9 protein-coding genes and 2 pseudogenes are annotated in these 19,543 nt (G+C 58.2%); 3 read left to right on the top strand and 8 right to left on the bottom strand.

The window, feature by feature from the left end:
- Positions 1-618: 618 nt before the first annotated feature.
- From YY7_RS0118475 to YY7_RS63235, 3 genes and pseudogenes are all read right to left on the bottom strand, one after another.
- Positions 619-1,254, bottom strand: a complete 636-nt coding sequence (locus YY7_RS0118475) for a response regulator transcription factor (RefSeq protein ID WP_028164525.1) — start codon at positions 1,252-1,254, stop codon at positions 619-621.
- A gap of 137 nt (positions 1,255-1,391) precedes the next feature.
- A complete protein-coding gene (locus tag YY7_RS52085) occupies positions 1,392-1,709 on the bottom strand; it encodes a hypothetical protein (protein ID WP_035690431.1) in 318 nt (105 codons plus the stop codon).
- A 255-nt stretch (positions 1,710-1,964) separates the two neighbouring features.
- Positions 1,965-2,784, bottom strand: a pseudogene (locus YY7_RS63235) (IS630 family transposase).
- A 336-nt stretch (positions 2,785-3,120) separates the two neighbouring features.
- On the opposite strand from YY7_RS63235, the gene YY7_RS58175 reads away from it, so the two are divergent.
- The gene (locus tag YY7_RS58175) at positions 3,121-3,510 is read left to right on the top strand and encodes a response regulator transcription factor (protein ID WP_349642664.1); all 390 of its coding nucleotides are present in this window, start codon (positions 3,121-3,123) and stop codon (positions 3,508-3,510) included.
- Here YY7_RS58175 and YY7_RS52075 read toward each other — a convergent pair.
- From YY7_RS52075 to YY7_RS0118445, 3 genes are all read right to left on the bottom strand, one after another.
- On the bottom strand, positions 3,452-9,391 hold the full coding sequence (locus tag YY7_RS52075) for an ATP-binding sensor histidine kinase (protein ID WP_080663756.1): 5,940 nt from the start codon (positions 9,389-9,391) through the stop codon (positions 3,452-3,454). The two genes, YY7_RS58175 and YY7_RS52075, sit on opposite strands and share 59 nt — an antisense overlap.
- 540 nt (positions 9,392-9,931) lie before the next feature.
- Positions 9,932-11,161: an ABC transporter substrate-binding protein gene (locus YY7_RS0118450; protein WP_028164523.1), complete on the bottom strand. Its 1,230-nt coding sequence runs from the start codon at positions 11,159-11,161 to the stop codon at positions 9,932-9,934.
- A 463-nt stretch (positions 11,162-11,624) separates the two neighbouring features.
- Entirely contained in the window at positions 11,625-16,313 is a 4,689-nt protein-coding gene (locus tag YY7_RS0118445) for a trifunctional serine/threonine-protein kinase/ATP-binding protein/sensor histidine kinase (protein ID WP_245287318.1), read from the bottom strand.
- A 287-nt stretch (positions 16,314-16,600) separates the two neighbouring features.
- Between YY7_RS0118445 and YY7_RS60450 the strand changes: the two are divergent.
- Positions 16,601-16,756: pseudogene (locus YY7_RS60450) on the top strand (IS5/IS1182 family transposase); the annotation flags it as partial.
- Between the two features lie 112 nt (positions 16,757-16,868).
- Here the strand turns inward: YY7_RS60450 and YY7_RS0118435 are convergent.
- Positions 16,869-17,276: a globin domain-containing protein gene (locus tag YY7_RS0118435; protein ID WP_028164520.1), complete on the bottom strand. Its 408-nt coding sequence runs from the start codon at positions 17,274-17,276 to the stop codon at positions 16,869-16,871.
- A 211-nt stretch (positions 17,277-17,487) separates the two neighbouring features.
- A complete protein-coding gene (locus tag YY7_RS0118430) occupies positions 17,488-18,492 on the bottom strand; it encodes a helix-turn-helix domain-containing protein (protein WP_196237287.1) in 1,005 nt (334 codons plus the stop codon).
- A 332-nt stretch (positions 18,493-18,824) separates the two neighbouring features.
- On the opposite strand from YY7_RS0118430, the gene YY7_RS0118425 reads away from it, so the two are divergent.
- Positions 18,825-19,361, top strand: coding sequence for a PAS domain-containing protein (locus YY7_RS0118425; RefSeq protein ID WP_051396797.1), 537 nt, complete (start codon positions 18,825-18,827; stop codon positions 19,359-19,361).
- The last annotated feature ends 182 nt before the right edge of the window (positions 19,362-19,543 follow it).

Genomic DNA, 19,543 nt, shown 5'->3' with positions numbered 1-19,543 from the left:
AAGCGGCAGTCGATCGCATAATGAACTCGCTTGCTTTGGCAAGTGCCCATCCCCGCAAAGATGCTAGTGAAGCGCAATCTGACGATTTGGAGGGCTGCGAGCTATTCCACGCGGGTGGCGCGCAATGACAGATTTGGTGACGTTGCTAAACCTAGATTTACAAGCCGGGAGACGGCTTCAATCGGCGCACATTGTAAGTGCCATGGCGGGATCACAGATTGGATCATTTCGCGATGGCAGCGCTTGGTGCAAATCACAATCGTCATCCAAGAGGAGAAACTTGAGGCTACCGCGCATCTGCGCGGCACTTCGTGATCAATAAGCCGGCGTATAATTGGCTGTATCCAGATTCGGTAATGCGGTGCTCCTTCCGTACATTCGCACTATCGTAACGATTCAATCGATGCTGACCGCCAAGTGCACAGCAGCTTGCTCTTCGTTTGCCCTGGGACTCAGTGCAGAGAATCGCAGCGGAACCGGATCCACGAGCCGGCGGTTGCAAGAAAAAGTCGCCGGCGTAGCGCCCGTCGGCCTTGTTCTGTTGGTTTGCTTTGGAGATTGCGCGACCGCTTAACTCATGCGTCCGCGCGAATAGTACATCGCGCAAAAACGCACACCTTAAGAGCGTTGCGGCGTGTCAGGCACAAGCTTGAGCTTGTCAGCCATCCGGCCGAGTTCTGGAAGCGAACCGGCCTGCATCTTCTGCATCGCCCTGCTGCGATGCACCTTCACCGTAGCCTCGGCGATGCCGATATCGTGGGCAATCTGTTTGCTCAGGCGGCCGCGCGCCACCTGAACTACGATCTCGCGTTCCCGGGGGCTTAAGGAGGCGAAACGCCGCTTAAGGGAGACCAAGTCCTTGTCATTCTCCCGCCGCGCACGATCGCGGGCCAAGCCAAGCTGAATGGCATCGAGAAGATCCTGGTCGCGGAACGGCTTGGTCAGGAACTCGATCGCACCCCGCTTCATTGCCTGCACAGACATCGGTATGTCGCCGTGGCCCGTGACGAAGATGATCGGGATCTCCCTGTTTGCCGCAGCTAGCTCGCGCTGGAAATCGAGGCCGCTTTGGCCGGGCAATCTGATATCGAGCACCAGACAGGTGGGGCAATCCGGTGGATCGGATTTGAGGAAGTCGGAAATGGAGGCAAATAGTTGAACGTTAATGCCGAGCGATCGCAGCAGGCGCCCGACCGACGCGCGTAGATCCGGATCGTCGTCGATGACCAACACGGTGGAGGTTGCGTCAAACATCGCTACCACTCGGAAGAGATCGCGAAAATCAGCTTGCATCTTGGTTTGCAGGTCCGGCAGACAGCGCATTTCTAATCCCAATCCTTGAACCTGAACAGTCCCTTTTTCTTAAGGATGAGCGGCGGGCACACCAAAGCTTACGCGCGCTGACACAGCTCGCCCGCTCTGACGCTTGGGCTGACATTCGGCTTAAATTCTATCTCTGGTCGTCTAGATAACCGCTGAGGGAAGCTGTCCATCAGCTCAGGTATGCCACTCGTATTCAGCGCTAGCAGGCGGATCGAGCAATGCTTTGCATCGTCGAGCGAAGCCTTCTCGGCTCGCCGCTCGTAGTCGTCGGCAAGAGCCTTGAGCTGAGCCGCAATCGCTTGGTCCGTCATGGTTTTGGCAGTGCGAAGCAAAGTCTGCGCTGTCTTAAAATATTCCTTGCCTCGTTGTGAGATCTGAAGCGTCATGACGCGCTTGCGCGGTTTTCGGGCGACTGGTCGAAAGCGATTTGGAACCAGCCCTTCTAATTGTGGTCACTTTGGCGGCGCGCCTTGAAGCGATAGACGCATTTCCTGGAGCAAAGCGGCGTTCGCCACGAATAATGCCGGACGAGACCAACCTCACAGACTGTGCATCGCATGGCCTTGTCAGACCCGTGACTTTCCAAGCGGTAAGGCATTGTTTTCTCCTTTTGGCCCGTGTGCATTTCGGATGCACTAAGCCTAAAAGGATTGTGACCAACGGCTCAATTGAGCGCGGGTTGAGCTCGGGCCATCCAAAGGGGGCAGGACGATGATACGAAGGCTTAGGGCGCTCGGACGAGTCCTAAAGCATGATGAGATGGCACGGGCGGAGCGAATGAACTGGCGCACGGCTTTTCCCTTGTGACTGCCCAGATTGTCCATGATGACGATATCGCCGGGACGAAGAGTCGGAACGAGAACCTTCTCAACATAGGTCCGAAAGCTCTCGCCATTGCTTGGTCCCTCGATGAACCACAACGCATCGATCCGGTCATGACGCAATGCCGCAAGGGAGGTCATGGTCTTCGAGCGGCCGTGTGGAACCTTGGCGGAGAGCCTCTGTCCCCGCGGCGTCCATCTCCGTAAGAGAGCTATATCGGTCCTGGTCCGTCGATAAAAACCGGCCGCTTAGCTGCGACGCGATGTTAATGTTTTGTCCACTGGGCTCGCCGCAGCGCCACGTCGGGACGATCGCGTTCGCCAGCCACCACGCTTTTTTTGAAGCTGAACTTCTCGGCATGAACGAGGTCTCGCACCGAGTGGTAGTCGACTTTCAGCCGCGCTCGGCGAGCTCGGTCACGAGCCCGCACAGGGGCGATATCGTCGACCCTGATCCGCTGCGACAGCCAGACTGGGTGTTCCCCGAAATTGCCTTGGGCTTGTGACCGCCCATCTGGCCCGGAGCAACGCTACCGGTCTCATCGACCCGCTTCATCCAGTTAATGGCGGCGCTGATCGCAGCCCCAAACTGCTTGGCCGCCTGATTGCGCGACATCCAGCCCTCGATCGCCGCAATCATACGCCTTCAAAGATCAAGAGAACTAAAGCTTGCCCATCCGTGCTGGCCTCCTTCCCGGCCAGCATGGTGAATCAGAAACAGACTGATTTGGGAATCCCAAATCGATACAACCTAACGCCATCGCGCTTTAGAAGTTCGCCGGCCGCGGTCCCGCGACTGCTTTCGTCCAGGCGGAAGCCTCGATCACAAGCCATGCCGGAAATGTCCAGATAAGCCAAAGTTTATGGGGCACAGGCGGCATACTGGTGGCATTCTCTCAGATATCAAGCAATTCGATGCGGAGCGTCCCTATGATTGGCTGCACGACGGGTCGAGCGAATGGCCATAGGGGGCATGATGAAAAAGGTACTGATTTCGGTCGTTGAAGATGATCGGTTCTTTCGTGAGTCCATGGGTAGGCTCATGAGATCGCTGGGCTATACGGTCGAGATTTTTTCGTCTGCAACCGAATTTCTCGCGTCCCCGCGCCTCGCCGAAACAGCCTGTCTAATCGCCGACATCCACATGCCTGTCATGACGGGGCTCGAGCTCTATCGACGCCTCATCGACACGGACCGCGCGATTCCGACAATTCTCGTGACCGCTTTCCCCGATGATGTTGATCGGGCTCACGCCTTGAACGACGGGGTCGTCTGCTACCTGCGCAAGCCAGTTGACGAAGCGCATCTCACCCAATGTGTTTGTGCAGCTCTGAGGTCCGGTCACCCACCTGAAGCGGACTCGTGACTTCGCGGTTGGTGCCGGGCAAGGTGAACTGAAATACGGCGCCACGAGGCTCATTCGCTTCCGCCCACAGCTTGCCCCCATGAGCATGGATGATAGAGCGGCATATCGACAGCCCCATGCCTGTTCCGCCGGACTTCGTGGTGTAGAAGGCGTCGAAGACTCGATCGAGATGCGCCGGATCAATGCCCGGCCCGGAATCGCGCACGGCCACGAGGACGCCTGTCTGATCTTGCTCGGTACTGATCAATAGCTCTCGTACTCCCACCTCAATCGAATCCATTGCTTCAACTGCGTTCAGGATCAGGTTCAGCAAGACTTGTTGCAGTTGAACCCGATCCCCCTGGATTTGGACCAGTCCTTCCGAAAGCCGGGTCTGGACTGAGACGCCATACCGAATGATTGCGCTTCTCGCCAATACAATCATCTCGTTGATCGCTACATTAAGATCAAAACGCTCCTTTCGCGGCGGCGCCTTCTTGACGTGCTCACGAATGCGATCGATGATGTTCCCGGCCCGATCGGTATCTCCGACGGCGCAGGCAAGTGCTTCCATGACCTCGCCTAGGTCTGGCGGCTGCATCTTCAAGAAATTCTGAGCCGCTCGCGCGTTATTGCGCGCGCTAGCAATTGGCTGCGTGATTTCATGTGAAAGCGAGGCGGCCAACTCTCCCATCACGCTCACGCGGTTCATGTGGGCAAAATCTGATTGCATCTGCTGCAATCGCGCCAGCGCTTGCGTGCGATCTTCGATGTCAGTCAGCAGACAGTACCAACGAGTGATACGCCCGGACTCGTCGCGAATCGGGGCGCCGCGATTTTCAAACCACCGATATTCGCCGTCATAGCGTCTCAGGCGTAGTTCGTGATGGAAGGGAGTACCGGCGGCGAGGGACGTCCCATAAGCTTCAAGGACACGGGGAAGGTCTTCAGGATGTACCGCATCGCTTGTCCCCCAGTTCTTCAGCTCTTCGACAGTCCGGCCGAAATACTCGGTGAGTGGGCTGTTGACGGATTCGAGTTCACCGCTCGGAGCCATGATCGCAACGAGTCCGGCTATCCCGTCAATGGCTGCGCGAAACTTAGCTTCGCTCGCCCGCAGCGTCTCTTCCGCCCGCTTGCGCTCCGTCAAATCGAGCACGAACGCAAGACCCTTGTCGCCTCCTTCCTTGAACATCGCGGCGCCAACAAGTACGGGAACACGGCTGCCGTCTTTCCGAACATACTCCCTCTCGAAGGGCTGAACTATCCCGGTTGAGTTCAGTTCTGCCTGAATCAATACGTCGCGCTCGCGCCATTCCGGAGGGCTCAGCTCGGTCCAGCGCACGGGGCCCGAAACCAAGTCCTCACGGTCATATCCTAAGATACGTAGAAACGCGTCATTGGCTTCAAGAATTCGACCTTCGCGGTCGGCAATCGAGATCCCAATGATGTTGGCATCGACCAAACGGCGAATCTTCCCTTCGCGATCTGCGACGTCGCGATAAAGCCGCGAATTTTCAAGCGAGATCGCTGCCTGCGACGCAAGCACCTTCAACAAAGCGACGCGATCGGGTGTAAAAACTCTGGGTGCCAGATTGTTCTCCAAGTAGAGAACGCCTGTAAGCTTTCCCTGGTTGATCAACGGCAAACAGAGAATAGAACGAAGATAACTCTCAACGATGTAGGGATCGGCAGAAAATGGATTGTGGGATGACGCATCGTCGAGAATAACGCTTTCCCGGGTGCGCAGGACATAGTGGAGCACCGACTCCGGCAGCACTGTCGCAGCCACGTCCTCGTCGTGCAGATGCACGGTCACCAAATCGCCATCGGTCGTGGCTTCGGCGGCGATCCGCTGCTCCGCCCGGTGAGAAAAAATCAACAAGCCTCGTTCGGCGCCAGCCTGTTCAAGCGCCGTGCGCATAAGCATTTCGAGCAGATTTTCCAACACGATCTCGCCCGATATGGCCTGCGACACCTTGATCACCGTTGCGAGGTCGAGTTGCTCGACAGACGCTACGATTGTGCTTGTCGGAGCAGGTGCGAGCTCTTCCATTCTGTGGCGCGGATACATCACATCGAGTTGACGCACCTTGCCGTTCGCGCCCCAGCGCAGATAGCAGTCCCGGGCGTTTCGCAGATATAGGTGCGCGATCTGCTCGAAGCCGCACGCGCCGTAAAAGCGCGCCGCCAACTCTTTGGCGAGCGCCTCGTTGTGGACAAAGCCGTTTGCCTGTGCCGAAAGGATGGCTTGTTCGTAAAGCTTCATGGCATCGAACGCGCGGCCATCAATCCGGGCAATCTCCGCACCAACCAACGCAGCGCGGTTCTCGAAGTTTTCCGCACAGCGCGCCGCCCATACTTCGAGTTGTTTGTGGTGGGCCACAAGCGGCTCAAAATGTCGGTGTTTCTCGTCCGGATATGCCGAATTCCATGCTGCCGCGTGGCTGAGCGCACTATAGAAGCAATACTCTGCCGTTTCAAAATGTGACGGTGACGTCCAGAGTAGCTGTTGCGCTCTCAGTGACGCATCCGTGGCGGAAGCATAATCCGCAGCGAAGAACCGGGCTTGTAACTTGCGGACCCAATATCGAAACTCGAGCAGCTTCAAGACCGGATTACTCGCTAGGTGGCGCTCAAATCGAAGTTCATCGAATCCATCGTGATTGAAGGAGCCAAACGTCGGAGTTAGTCCTCTAAGCGTCCGAATAAATCCGAGCTGCATGGCGAGATTGTCAATGACGAAACCGAACCGAACTTTCTGCGCATACTCGAAACCCCTCTCGGCTTCCCGTTCCACCTCAGCCAGCGGCTCTCCCGCTGACAAAAAGTTGGTTATCAAGTGACTACAGCTATAACCGGCAAATGTAATGTCCCCTGCGCGGTCGGCGGCAGCAAAGGCGCGACGTACCAGATCACGTCCCTCTAAGACATGTCTTGCCCACGGCATGACGATGTTTCCGAAGGACATGTACGTTCGGGCTTGATAGCGCTTTAAGCCGCGCTTCTCTACCAGTTCATAGCCAAGCCGGCCGAAACGAAAACCGTCCTGATAGTTGCTGAAGCGAGGTCCGGCGATCTGGGCGAACCACACATAAGCGAAGCATGACCCATCGCTATTGCCATACTCGAGGCTCAGATTCACCATTCGACAAACAACGAGCGAAGATAAGTTCTCCTCGATATGCATTGCCGGAAACTCGGCTAATATATCTAGAGTAGCGAGTAAGTCCGGATTGGTCATCAAAGGCAAGTCGACGAGTTCCTCGATTTGTCGACTTCCAAGCAGGGACCAGATCCGATCGTATTCGCGTTGTACTTCAATACTGGTCGGATGACGTGACCAACCAACGCCTCCACGCTGGAGGTATTCAAGACATATCTCGACGCCGCGATCGCTCTGGTCCAAAGTGGTATAAAGCGTGAGCCGCAAACGTGTGACGGCGGCGGTATCGGGGCCGCTTCTGGCACGACGCGCTAGCATCGAAAGTCGATTTTCGGCCGCCAACTTACTCGCGGTCAGTAATTCGCACTCGGCTGTTAGATATTCGATGGCGAAGATGAGCTCGTAGTTGTAGTCCCAACTCTGCTCGGTCAACAACGCCCGCCCAACGGCGAGATATGAAAGCGCTGAAGTATACGCCGTTGAGATCTTCGCGCGTCTACCTGCAATTAGATTCAATTCTGCGACCCACTCACGCTCCTGATCTGACGTTATGAGATGAGAGCCACGATTGAGCTGGTTTACGATATCGAAGATCTTCTCTTCGATCTGCGTTGCCGGAATGCCCGCTGCGAGGAGGCGGCCAATTCGAATATGAGCTTCGGCACGGGCCGTTTCAGGTATTAGTGAATAAGCTGCTTCCTGGACACGATCATGCAGAAATCTATAGGCGCTTTCTGAGTGGAGAACGAGCCCAACTCGGACCGCTTCCAGGAGATCGCGATGCACGACATCTTTCGAGCCTCCGTAGACCTTCGTAAGTAGTGCGAAATCCGCGCTGTTGCCTAAACAGGCAAGCTGCTGCAGTGCGTTCTGAGTTCGAACGGGCAGCCGAGTCAACTTCCCAACCATGAGGTCCACCACGTTATCGGTGTAACCCTTTGCGTGAATGCGATTCAGATCCCAAGACCATCGCGCATTGCGGTGGTCAAAAATCAGTAACGCCTCTTCGGCAAGCGCATAAATAAACTGATTAGCGAAGAACGGATTGCCAGCGGTCTTCTCTTGAACCAGTTGCGCCAACGAGGTGGCGCGCTCCGGCTCGCAGTGAAGGGAATCCGCTATCAATTGTCCCAAGTGTTCACGGGCCAGGGGCGCGAGGGTGATCTCCTGCACTATCGCGCCAGCTTTGCGGATCGCTTCGAGCCTGCGCGTAAGGGGATGGGCGGAGTCCACTTCGTTGTCTCGGTAGGCGCCGATCAACATCATGTACTGCACGTCCTGCCAGCTCAATATATCTTCGAGCAAATCGAGCGTTGCTGCATCGAGCCACTGCAAATCGTCGAGGAACAGCGTAAGCGGATGCTCCGGCCGTGCGAATACGGCGATGAATCGCCGGAATACCAATTGGAATCGGCGTTGCGCATCCAATGGCGGAAGGACAGGAACCGGCGGCTGTTCTCCGATGATTAGCTTTAATTCGGGGACAAGATCGATGATAAGCGCCCCGTTTGGCCCCAACGCCTGGCGAAAGCCATCGCGCCAGATGCTCAGCTCTTCTTCCTCCTTGCCGAGAAGCGAGCGGACAAGACCCCCGAAGGCCTGCGCGAACGTGGCATAAGGGATGTCACGTTTGTATTGGTCGAACTTACCCGAGGCAAAAAGGCCGCGGGGCGGTACGAGCACCTTGTGCAGCTCATTGACGACAGAGGACTTGCCGATACCGGAATATCCGGAGACCAGCACCAACTCTGGCACACCGGTCTTGATGATGCGATCGAAGCAGGAAAGCAACGTCGCGATCTCACGATCTCGTCCGTACAGCTTTTCGGGGATCAGCAGCTGGTTCGGCGTGTCCTGCAGGCCGAGCGGGAAGTTATCAATGCGATGGCACGCTTCCCACTCCGCCAGGCAGCGTCGCAGATCGCGCTCGACACCGCCGGCGGTCTGGTAACGATCGTCGGGAGTCTTGGCGAGCAACTTCATGATGATCGCCGAGATGGGCGCTGGGACACTCTCTAACCGCTCCCCTGGCGGCACCGGCTTTCTGGCTATATGGCAGTGCACCCACTCCATGGGATCGGCCGCCGTGAAGGGCAAAACGCCGGTGAGCATCTGGTACAGCGTAACGCCGAGGGCGTAGAGATCGCTGCGGGCGTCGATTGAGCGGTTCATCCGCCCGGTTTGTTCGGGTGCCATGTAGGCAAGCGTACCGGCGATGGTCTCAGGCGGCTCGGGCGCCTGCCGCTCGCGGGACATTCGCGATGCGATGCCAAACCCGGTGAGGCGCACGTGTCCATCCGCGCAATCCGCCACAATATTGGCTGGCTTGATGTCTTTGTGGATGAGCCCGCGCTGATGAAGCTTGCCCAGAGCCGAGGTAACAGCGATAGCCAGGCGCAGAAAGCGTCCGACCTCCATGGGCCGACCGAGCAAACGGTCGAGCGGCTCGCCGCCCGGATCATCGAGCACCAGCACGGTCCGACCGGCGTCGCGCATGAGGGCCAATGGCCGCGCCGCCCATGCCCCGTCGAGCTCATCTTTCAGCTCGTATTCGTGCGTGAAGCGATCGAGTCTTGTCCGGGACGGGTGGTCGGCGGCAGGGGCAACAAGCAGCACGGCGAGCCGGTTGCCATTGTCGTCCAATCGCCAGCCGCGGCTGAACACGCGCTCGCCGTCCTCCCACAACACCTGGGAGCTACCATCCGAGTACGCGACGTTCGGCGACTGCTGCACCATCTGTCAGACTCCAGCGTCGGGCTTCGGCTTGAAGTCGGCTGATCAAGCTCTTCGCGTGCCGCTCGCGCGGCCTGTCCCTAGCCTGGAGAAATCGTACCCTATCACCCAAGAAATGCCAGCCGTCCTCATGGTCTTGCCGGGTACGACGGACGCGGATTCTCCTTCTTTCTTAGCAGCAATTTGGAGCGATCTGCCCAGCTTTACTCGCTACGGCAGCACACAGGGGTCAATAAGCGCCATGCCCGCTGGTCCCGAGGGGACTCTGAGCGGGACTGCGACCCAGAAGAAAGGATCATGATGGCACTTGAAGCAAGCAAGTCGACGAATGCACGCGCGGACGGCTTCGCAGCTTTGCGCGCCGGACGGCGTGCAGCTTGACCTCACCCATGTCCCTGTCTGCGAGGATGCGCACGAGCGGACCCTCCGAGACCCCCTTCCACCTCTTGGACTGGCTCCGGGATACAGACGTGGCACCGCACGCGTTGAAGGTCGGAGACGACGCGCCGGATCGTATCCGCCGCTATGATCGAATAAAGCGCTCTAGCCTCCGATTTCGCTGCCTAGTATAGGCCCGAACAGCTCCCATCTGTCGCCCTTGAACCTCCTGAGCTGCACCTGCTTGATTGGCGCGAAATCGATCGGGCCGGTGTTGATCTTGATGCCGGGCAGCAGGTTGGTGGTCCTGAAGTCCTTGAGGCTTGCAGCCTGCTTCATCGCGTTCTCGCGCGTGAGGTTATCGCCGCATTGCTTGAGCACCTGCACCAGCGTCTGCGCCATATTGAAGCCTGTCATCACCAGACTATCGGCCCGATTGCCTTGGGGGAAATCGTCGGCGAGGAAGTCGTCAAAGGCCTTCATGCCGGGATCATCCTTCCATTGCGGATCGAGCGCGTCCATCAGATGGGCCACCGAAATGATGCCCTGTGCGTTTTCGAAACCGGCGGGCTCGATGACGGCTCCGATGGAGGTGCTGACGCTGTTGAGGACGTGCAGTGGCTTCCAGCCGATCTCGGCCGCCTTCCTGATGGCCTGCGCCGTGAACTTTGGCGTAGTGATGTCGACGAATACGTCGGCATTGAGCGACTTCATCTTGACGACGTGCTGGTCGATGGTCGGCTCGGCCACCTCATAGGCGTCTTCGGCAATGATCATCGACGCAGCCTTGGTGCCGAGGCCATCCTTCAGGCCTTTGAGATAATCCTTCCCGTAATCGTCGTTCTGGTAGAGGACGGCGATCTTGGCGTTCGGCTTTTCCTTCAGAATATACCTCGCGTAGATCCGTGCTTCGTTCTGAGAGTTGGGCGACCAACCCATGGTCCACGGGAAGTTCTGCGGATCGTTCCATTTGGTCGCGCCGGTCTGCACGAACAGTTGCGGCACCTTCTTTGCGTTCAGATATTTCTGAATGGCGGTGTTGGTCGGCGTGCCAAGCGAGCCGAAGATGAGGAAGACCTCGTCGCTCTCAACCAGTCTGCGCGCCTGCTCGACGGCTTTTTGTGGATTGTAACCGTCGTCATAGGAAATGAAGTTGATTTTGCGGCCGTTGATGCCGCCTTCGCCGTTGATCTTGCGAAAGTAGGCGGCCTCGGTCCTGCCTGTAATGCCGTAAGCCGACGCTGGCCCGCTGTAGGGCATGATGTTGCCGATCTTGATTTCGGTGTCGGTTGCGCCGGCATCGTATTTCTTCTGGGAAAGTGCGCTGCCTCCGCTGGCAGCAAGCATTATGATGGCGGTCGAAAACGCCGCCAATCGTCGCGCGACGAAGGACATCTCGTTCCTGCTTGTGAACCAATGAATGTGTCTATTGCTATTGGAGACCTCGCTCGGACCTCTTCTCCGAGAGTGAACACCATTCATCAGGCGTTGTCGATCTTCACAAACGCCACTCGCGTGCGCTTTCGGCGTCAGTTCGCACGATTCGAACCCGCCGCGCTCGTGGCGTCATCGAGATGAGATTGCACCCGACATCCGGTGTGACGTAACGGTTGGGACGGTGAACAGCACCTAGTGCAGCGCCGGTCGATCCGGCGATCAGGACGACTCACATGGGCCACGGCATTTTCGAATGCGTGCTGTTGATCGGGACTTGATCCGCGTAGGGCACTATGGCCAGCGGTTATGTGCAGCGCGCAAACAGGCCGAACACATGCCTGCTGCGTGCAATGCTGTAAAATGAAGATTCTCCTTGCCCACCCGGAGCGGTCCACACATGGCCAGCTGCAGGATGTTCAGTTTACATCGCCTGACTTGACTGTGCAGGCAGGGTGAACTGAAAAGTCGCGCCCTGAGGTTGGGCGGCGGTAGCCCATAGTCGTCCCCCATGCGCTTCAACGATGGTGCGGCAGATCGATAGACCCATCCCCAAGCCGCCGGGCTTTGTCGTGTTGAAGGCGTCAAAGATGTGCTCGAGACCCGGTGAACTCAGACCTGGACCCGAATCCCGCACTACGACGAGCACGCCGTCCGGCTCGACCTTACCAGTGGTGATCACTAACTCTCGCGACCGCTCGCTGACCGAGCTTAATGCTTCAATAGCGTTGATGATCAGGTTCATGATCACTTGTTGCAGCTGAACCCGATCTCCTTGAATGAGCGGCAAGCCCTCCACGAGGTGTGACTGCACCGAAATGCCATTCTTCACGACCTCGCCACGGGTCAGGGCGATGACCTCGAGGATTGCTCCGTTGATGTCCACGTCTTCTTTCCGGAGGGGTGCTTTTTTGAAAAGCGCGCGCATGCGGCCGATGACCTCGCTGACGCGATTGCCGTTTGCAAAAATCCGGTTGAGAGCCTGCCGAGCCTTCTCCAGATCTGCCGGTTCTTTGCTCAGCCAGTGCAACGCCGCAGAGGCATTGTTGAGCGTCGCCCCAATCGGCTGGTTGACTTCATGGGCAATCGAAGCCGAGAGCTGCCCCATTGTTGCGACTCGATTCGCGTGCACGAGCTCCATCTGCACCTCGCCGTAACGCCGCTCGCTTTCGCGAATTTCCTTCTCCGCCCGCTTGCGCTCGGTTAAGTCGACCACGAAGGCCACGCCCTGGTCGTGTCGCCCGCCGAACGTCGCTGCCCCGACCAGCACCGGCACGCGGCCGCCGCTTTTCAGGAAGTACTCCTTCTCGTAGGGTTGCGTGGTTCCGGTCGCCTCCAGATCCGCCACACGTCGGTCGTCGGCATCTCGCCATTCGGCGGGCGTCAGATCCCGCCAGCGCAGTCGACCGGAGACGAGATCGTCGCGGCCGTATCCGACGATGCGGAGAAAAGCTTCGTTGGCATCGATGATTCGACCGTCCGGATCCCAGACGAAGATGCCGATGATGTTAGCATCCACTAGCCGTCGGATCCTGGCCTCCCGCTCAGCTAGATCGCGGTACAGGCTGGCGTTCTCTATTGAGATAGCCGCCTGGGAAGCGAGCAGTGTGAGGACTACCATTCGAGCAGGAGTAAACGCGGCAGTCGTAAGGTTGTTCTCCAAGTACAGCATCCCGATCAACCTGGTCTGCTTAAGTATCGGCAGGCAGAGCACTGACCGTGAGCGGTGGTCGCGAATGTAGCCATCCTCTGAAAACGCGCTCTGACTGGACGCATCGTGCAGGAGAACGCTTTCTTTTGTCCGAAGGACGTAGCGAAACACAGACTTCGGTAGATCTGCGGCCGTGACGCGTGCCTGTTTCAGGACCACGTTCACGTTGTCACTGCTGGTTGTGGCCTCCGCTTCAATTTGATATTTGTCGCCTCGCGGAAGGATCAAGAGACCTCGATCGGCGCCCGCGTGTTCGATTGCCGAACTCATGAGCGTGTTGATTAACTTCTCGAAAACGATCTCGCCTGACACGGCTTCCGAGACTCTGATTACGGTAGCCAAATCGAGCTGCTCGTTGGGTGCCACTATTGTCGCGGTGGAATCCGGGATCGACTTGTCCACCTTGAGGTGCGGATAAAGCTCCTCGAGTTGGCGAACCTTTCCGTCGGCTCCCCAGCGCAGGTAGCAGGCCCGCGCGGCCCGCAAATAGGTCGCCGCGATCTTCTCGTAACCGCGCTCTGCGTAGAAACGCCCGGCAATCTCGTTGGCAATTGCCTGGTTGTGCACGAACCCGTATTTGTGAGCGTCGCGGATGGCCTTGTCGTACAGCTCCTGAGCGTTCAGTAGCCGGCCCTCAATGCGGGCGATCTCGGCGCCGACCAAGGCAGCGCAGTCTTCGAAGGTTTCGGGGTTGACCTCCGCCCACATTTGGAGCTGCCGGTGTTGGTCCAGCACAAAATCGAAATGCGTCGGTCTCTGCTCCGGTGTGGCGTGATCCCAGACCGCCGCGTGCGCCAGCGCGCCATAAAATCGATACACCGCTGACTCGAACATTGCCGCCGACGTCCAAAGCAGCGGTTCCGCGTGCAGCGAGGCGTCGACCGCCGACGCAAGGTCCCCGGCAAAAAAGTGCGCCTGCAGCTTTCGCGTCCAGTAATAGAACTCGGCGAGCACCAGATCGGGGCTGTTGGCCAAGCGGCGTTCGGTATCGAGTTCGCTGTATCCCTCATGATCCAGGCACCCGAACGTCGCGGTCAGCCCGCGCAAGGTCAGAATCAAACCGAGTTGTGCTCCGCAGCGCTCGACGAGCGGGCCGAAACCCACCCGCCTAGCAAATGCCAGGCCGTTCTCGCATTCCTTTTGCACTTCCGCGAGTGGATCCCCGGCGGCCAGGCAAACCGTGACGGTCAGTAGCTCGCACTCGGCTGTCAGATACTCGATCGAGAAGATGAGCTGGTGATTACGTTCCCAAGTCTCTTCTGCAAGAAGGGCTCTGCCGGCCCTGAGATACTTGAGCGCCGAGTCGTATGCCGTCGAGAGTTTCGCGCGCCGGCCTGCGATCAGATTCAGTTCTGCGACGCGCTCACGATCCTCGACAGAGGTGATGAGATGGGAGCCCCGGTTGAGTTGATTGACGATCTCAAATATCGCCTCTTCACGTTTTTCAGCGGGCGTGTGCACGGCGAGGAGCACTCCGATGTGCAGGTGAGCCTCGGCACGCAGCTCCTTCGGGATCATCGAGTAGGCGGCTTCCTGCACGCGGTCGTGCAGGAAGCCGTAGGAATTGTCCGCACGGAAGATGAGGCCCGATCGCACGGCTTCCCAGAGATGGGCGTGCAGGTCCTCGACCGAGCCCTGATACCCAATCCGCAGCATCTCAAACTCTGCACTGTTGCCCATGCAGGCGAACTGCTGGAGTACCTTCTGGGTTTCTGGCGGAAGGCGCTTCAACTTCTCGACCATCAGCTCTACAACATTGTCCGTGAAGCCTTTGGCACGAATGCGGAGCAGGTCCCATACCCAATGCCGCGCGCGGTAATCGAATGTCAGCAGGCGATCGTCCGCCAGAGTAGAAATGAACTGGATTGCGAAGAACGGGTTGCCCGTGGTCTTTTCGTGAATCAAGTCTGCCAGTGGGGCGGCGCGCTCCAATTGGCAATGAAGCGAGTCCGCAAGCAGTTTACCCAGATCGTCGCGACTGAGTGGTGTGAGAACGATGTCCTGCACTGCCGCTCCGGCCTGACGGATCGCTTCTAGCTTACGTACCAGCGGGTGGGTGGCATTGATCTCGTTGTCCCGATACGCACCAATGAGCAGTAAGTGCTGCAAATCGTTGCGGGTCAACAGATCTTCAAGAAGGTCGAGTGTGGCGGCATCCAGCCATTGCATGTCATCAAGGAAGAGCGCGAGCGGGTGTTCACGTCGCGCAAATACGCCGATGAACCGTCGAACCACAATCTGAAAACGTCTCTGCGCTTCCTGCGGCGGCAATTCGGGCACCGGCGGCTGCTCGCCAATGACATGCCTCAGTTCCGGAACGAGATCGACGAGGAGCAGTCCGTTCGGACCCAGCGCCTCACGAAGTGCGTCCCGCCATTTGCGCACGTCTTCCTCGTTCTGGCTGAGGAGCCGCCGGATGAGGCTCTGAAACGCCTGGGCCAGCGAGGCATGCGGAATGTCGCGCTTGTACTGGTCGGATTTGCCCGACGCAAACAAGCCGCGTGGCGGCACGAGTGGTTTGTGGAGCTCATTGACGACTGCGGATTTGCCGATGCCGGAGTATCCGGAGACCAGCACCAGTTCCGCTCGGCCACCGCCAACGATGCGGTCGAAGGCGGTGAGCAGAGTGTCAACCTCGCGGTCCCTTCCGTACAGCTTCTCGGGAATCATGAGGCGATCCGGGGTGTCGCGAGAGCCAGGAGTGAAATCATCGATCCGCCCCTGGGACTCCCATTGGGACAGGCAGCGCCGAAGATCGCCTTCAACTCCCACCGCTGTCTGATACCTCTCCTCCGCCGTCTTGGAGAGCAACTTCATCGTGATCGCGGAGACCGAAGCCGGGACGGTTTCCACGCGCTCACTGGGTGCGGCTGGTTGTTTCGCGATGTGACAGTGCACCCATTCCATCGGCTCGGAGGCCGTGAATGGAAGACTGCCGGTCAGCATTTCGTAAAACGTCACTCCAAGCGAGTAAAGGTCGCTCCGAGAATCGATGGAACGGTTCATTCGTCCCGTCTGCTCGGGTGCCATGTAGGCGAGCGTTCCCGCGATGAACTCGGGAGGTTCGGGCGACTGGCGCTCGCGCGGAAGTCGGGACGCAATCCCGAATCCGGTGAGCCATGCGTTGCCGGAGTCGTCGACGAGGACATTCGCAGGCTTGATATCCTTATGTATGAGGCCCTGCTGATGGACTTGACCGAGTGTTCTTGCCAACCCAATGGCATTACGAAGGAAGCGAGTCAGGTCGAGCGGTTGCCCCTGGTCACGCTCAAGAATCCGATCCAGCGGCTGACCGCCAGGGTCCTTGAGTAAGAGGATCGTCCGCCCTTCGTGACGAGTAATGGCCAGAGGCTTGGCAGCCCACGCGGGATCGAGTTCGGCTGCGAACGAGTATTCGTGCATGAGCCGCCTGATACTGTGAGGCGGCGCCTGTTCAAAGAGTGCGATCGCCAGGACTGGCGAGGGGTCGTCGTGCTTTCGGCCGCGGTAAAGGGTAAAGTCCGCGCTTTCCCGCAGGGGCAAAAGCACGTACCCCGAGAGCCCCGGGATAGGTGACATTCTTGTTGCCACAGCATCACCACTTCAGCAAGCTGCCTAACCTTCACGTAGCGCTATCATAGCGCTACCCGGCTCTCGCGCGCATGCGTCAATCAGGCGGTCTTCGTCGTATGCGTACGATGCGCAATAGGCCGGATCAACAGATATCGCTNACCGATCCGGATGCCCGTTCGATGGCCACCAGCGGACGCGGATCGGGTGTCGTCGGCTATAATGTCCAGGTCGCGGTGGACACCGAACACCATCTGATTGTTACGCACGAGGTCATAAACGTCGGCCGACAACGGCCGCGCGCCGATCCTATCCGTTTGCACACAACCAAGACCCGGAACGGACATATCGGGATCACCGCTTCCAGAGAGGAAAAAAGGCGCTTAGTGCCAGACGGGAGATCGTAAATCAGACGCCGGCCGCCGCCTTCATTTCACCCGCGAGTTCATCGTAGCAGACCGTCCACGCCTCACGAACGGCGGGCGTGAGATCCTCTCCAAGCGCCTGTTCGAGGGTCCAGAGCAACGCTTCCCGCATCGCGTCGTAGTCCTCGAGCTTAACCCCGTACTCGACATGGCGGAGGGCAAGGTCATGGATCGCGGGCGAAAGTTGATCCTGCGCGGGTAGATTGTAGACGACCATAGCGAGCATGGTCATTAGCTTGACGCCCTGAATACGCATGTTGTTTCTGAATAGCGGCCGGAAATTCGGATTGGAGGCGAATAGCCGCTCGTAGAACAACGCCCCGGTGACCTCAGGCATCGCCGCCAGCCGGGCGAAGGTGGTCTGAACAAGCTCCTGCTGCACAGCATCCACGATGTCATTTCCTTTGCGTGCGGCGTTGCGCGCGACACATGATAGCAATCGGATGCGACACCTCAGGCGCGTAGAAGCGTCGTGCAACCTGACGCATCTCATTGGCGCGCGATTTCCGTGGGTCATTCACACGGAAGCAGTTGCGAGGTCGTCTCATTTAGCGCCAAGCAACGTCTCATTTAGCGCCAAGCGGGAGATCGCCCCGAGCAATTCACGATGTGTCCTTTCCTGTCGTGCGCTGGCCATTCACTCGTCCTTGCGATGCCGCACGCAGCATGGTGGGCGGGCTACCGAACTCGCTTGCGAACGCGCGATAAAACGTCGCCATACTGTTGAACCCCCAGCCAAAAGCTATATCGATCACCGATCGGCCGGTTCCCGTCGCGTCGGCGACGGCGTCGCGGCACCGGAGCAGTCGCTCGCGCGAAACGTATCGGGCGAAACTGACATTGTTTGCCTCGAACAGGCGATGCAACTGGCGCGCCGAGATGCCGAGTGCGGCCGCGGCGCTGGCGGCGGTCAGGGAAGGATCGGCGAGATGCAGGTCGACGTAACGCTTGGCGGCCGCGAGCCGCGCCGATTGTAGCGAATCCCGCCTCCGATTGATGCCTTCGTTGGAGATGTTACAGCTCAGTGCCACGAGACCGCAGAGATTGCGCAGCACGGCTTCACCGTGTTCGTTGGAGAGCAGCGGGGCTTGCGCCTTCACCGCATCAATAGCTGCGCCGAGCAGCGAGCCGAGCGGCGAGGCACCGGCCAACCGAAACGGGCGTTCCAGTCGGCCCCCGGTTATAATCGGCGAGAGTGCAGCCCACGGGATGATCAGCATGTCGAACGACTCTGGGCCTTTCCATTCCGCGTTGAATTGCCATTCGGTCGAGCTTATGCAGAAATCACCGGGCTCATGAATCAGGTCGACTGGCGTGCTGCGTGCCGCGGCCCTCCAGATGACCGGCGCGCGAAATCGGCGGACGAAGAACGCTTCGATCTTGTCCCTGGCAACGTCGGCCGCCGTCCGTTGGACCCTCTCAAGTCCCGAACTTATCTCCAGCAGCGCAAATTCGCCTGCAATCGATCCACTCGCTTCCGCGCGAAAGGCAGCGGGATCCGGAATCTCGCCCGGCGTGATGCTATGGGCCTGCTTCGCGAAATAGTCGCACCAGAACCTCACGCGGTCGCGCGGCGCAATATGGTCCGTGGAAAAATGGACTTGCATGACCATCCCGTGGGCCGACCAAATGCCTTGGAAACCTAACCTTAGACCGGTTACATGGGCAAAGCGAGGGTGCCAGACTTTGGGGCTGCCACTTTTTAAAGCGGATGTGGAGAGTTCCTTTGCGTCTCGATTCCAGCGGGCGAGCTGATCACCGCACCCGCCTCTCCGCGGCCTTAACTGAACAACAACCGAATGGCGATCGGCGCAAAATGAGACATCGTGCGGCGCACGGTGAGACGACGGTAGTGACCTGCGAGACTATGCTTACTCAAATTCGAGTGTAAGGCCGAATAGATCCTATGAACAATGTGAGTACGCAAAGGAGGTTGAAAATGGCAACCAACGCAACGAGCACGATGATTTTGGATGGCGACTTCGACAAAATCGACTTCCGAGGAGAAGTCGTCGACGGGCACCTCGTCACAAAAGGAATTCTTGCAGACCAAGCGGCAATGGATTCTATCCCAGTAGGGATATACGTTCTCGAAAAGGATGCCACTGTCGTCAAGTGCAACAAAGCTGCAATCGCGGGTTGGGGACGCACGCCGTCTCTGGGAACCTCGGAAAAGTATTGCGGGTCACACCTTCTGCGTTACCCTTCAGGAGAAGTGATGCCGCACGAACTTGCACCACCATCCGTGGTGATCAACAACGGCGCCACCGTTCGCAACGCCGATGTAATTTGCGAGCATCCCAACGGCAATCGTCTTCTGGCGCTCGTTAATGTCTTTCCAATTCGTGACAACGAGGACGAGGTGATCGGAGCCGTCAACATTTTCCGTCACAATACCAGCAAGACTGTCCCTGGCTTACTCTCCGAGTCTGCAAATAATTCCGATTCCGAGATCGGTGAGGGGGAGGAGCAGTGAGGCTCCCTTCGCCGCTTCTGGTTCCGTAGTTCTTCATAGGGACCTTCTCGGCATGTGGCGTACCAGAAGCTCAATGTTTGTCCGCCGCATCCGGCTGACCGCGTTTTCGGGCCCTGGAAATTACAAGTACGCTAACTAGGGCGCGCGGTGCTTTTGCGCGCGCCATACATTTGCGATGGAGC

The organism is Bradyrhizobium elkanii WSM2783 (genome assembly GCF_000472865.1).
Taxonomy (GTDB): Bacteria; Pseudomonadota; Alphaproteobacteria; order Rhizobiales; family Xanthobacteraceae; genus Bradyrhizobium; species Bradyrhizobium elkanii_A.
This window is presented reverse-complemented; position numbering and strand designations above follow the sequence as displayed.

Excerpts from the sequence above, each read along its gene's own strand:
- YY7_RS0118475 (WP_028164525.1), bottom strand. The coding sequence starts at position 1,254 with ATGTTTGACGCAACCTCCACCGTGTTGGTCATCGACGACGATCCGGAT.
- YY7_RS52085 (WP_035690431.1), bottom strand. The coding sequence starts at position 1,709 with ATGACGCTTCAGATCTCACAACGAGGCAAGGAATATTTTAAGACAGCG.
- YY7_RS58175 (WP_349642664.1), top strand. The coding sequence starts at position 3,121 with ATGAAAAAGGTACTGATTTCGGTCGTTGAAGATGATCGGTTCTTTCGT.
- YY7_RS52075 (WP_080663756.1), bottom strand. The coding sequence starts at position 9,391 with ATGGTGCAGCAGTCGCCGAACGTCGCGTACTCGGATGGTAGCTCCCAG.
- YY7_RS0118450 (WP_028164523.1), bottom strand. The coding sequence starts at position 11,161 with ATGTCCTTCGTCGCGCGACGATTGGCGGCGTTTTCGACCGCCATCATA.
- YY7_RS0118445 (WP_245287318.1), bottom strand. The coding sequence starts at position 16,313 with ATGCACGAATACTCGTTCGCAGCCGAACTCGATCCCGCGTGGGCTGCC.
- YY7_RS0118430 (WP_196237287.1), bottom strand. The coding sequence starts at position 18,492 with ATGCAAGTCCATTTTTCCACGGACCATATTGCGCCGCGCGACCGCGTG.
- YY7_RS0118425 (WP_051396797.1), top strand. The coding sequence starts at position 18,825 with ATGGCAACCAACGCAACGAGCACGATGATTTTGGATGGCGACTTCGAC.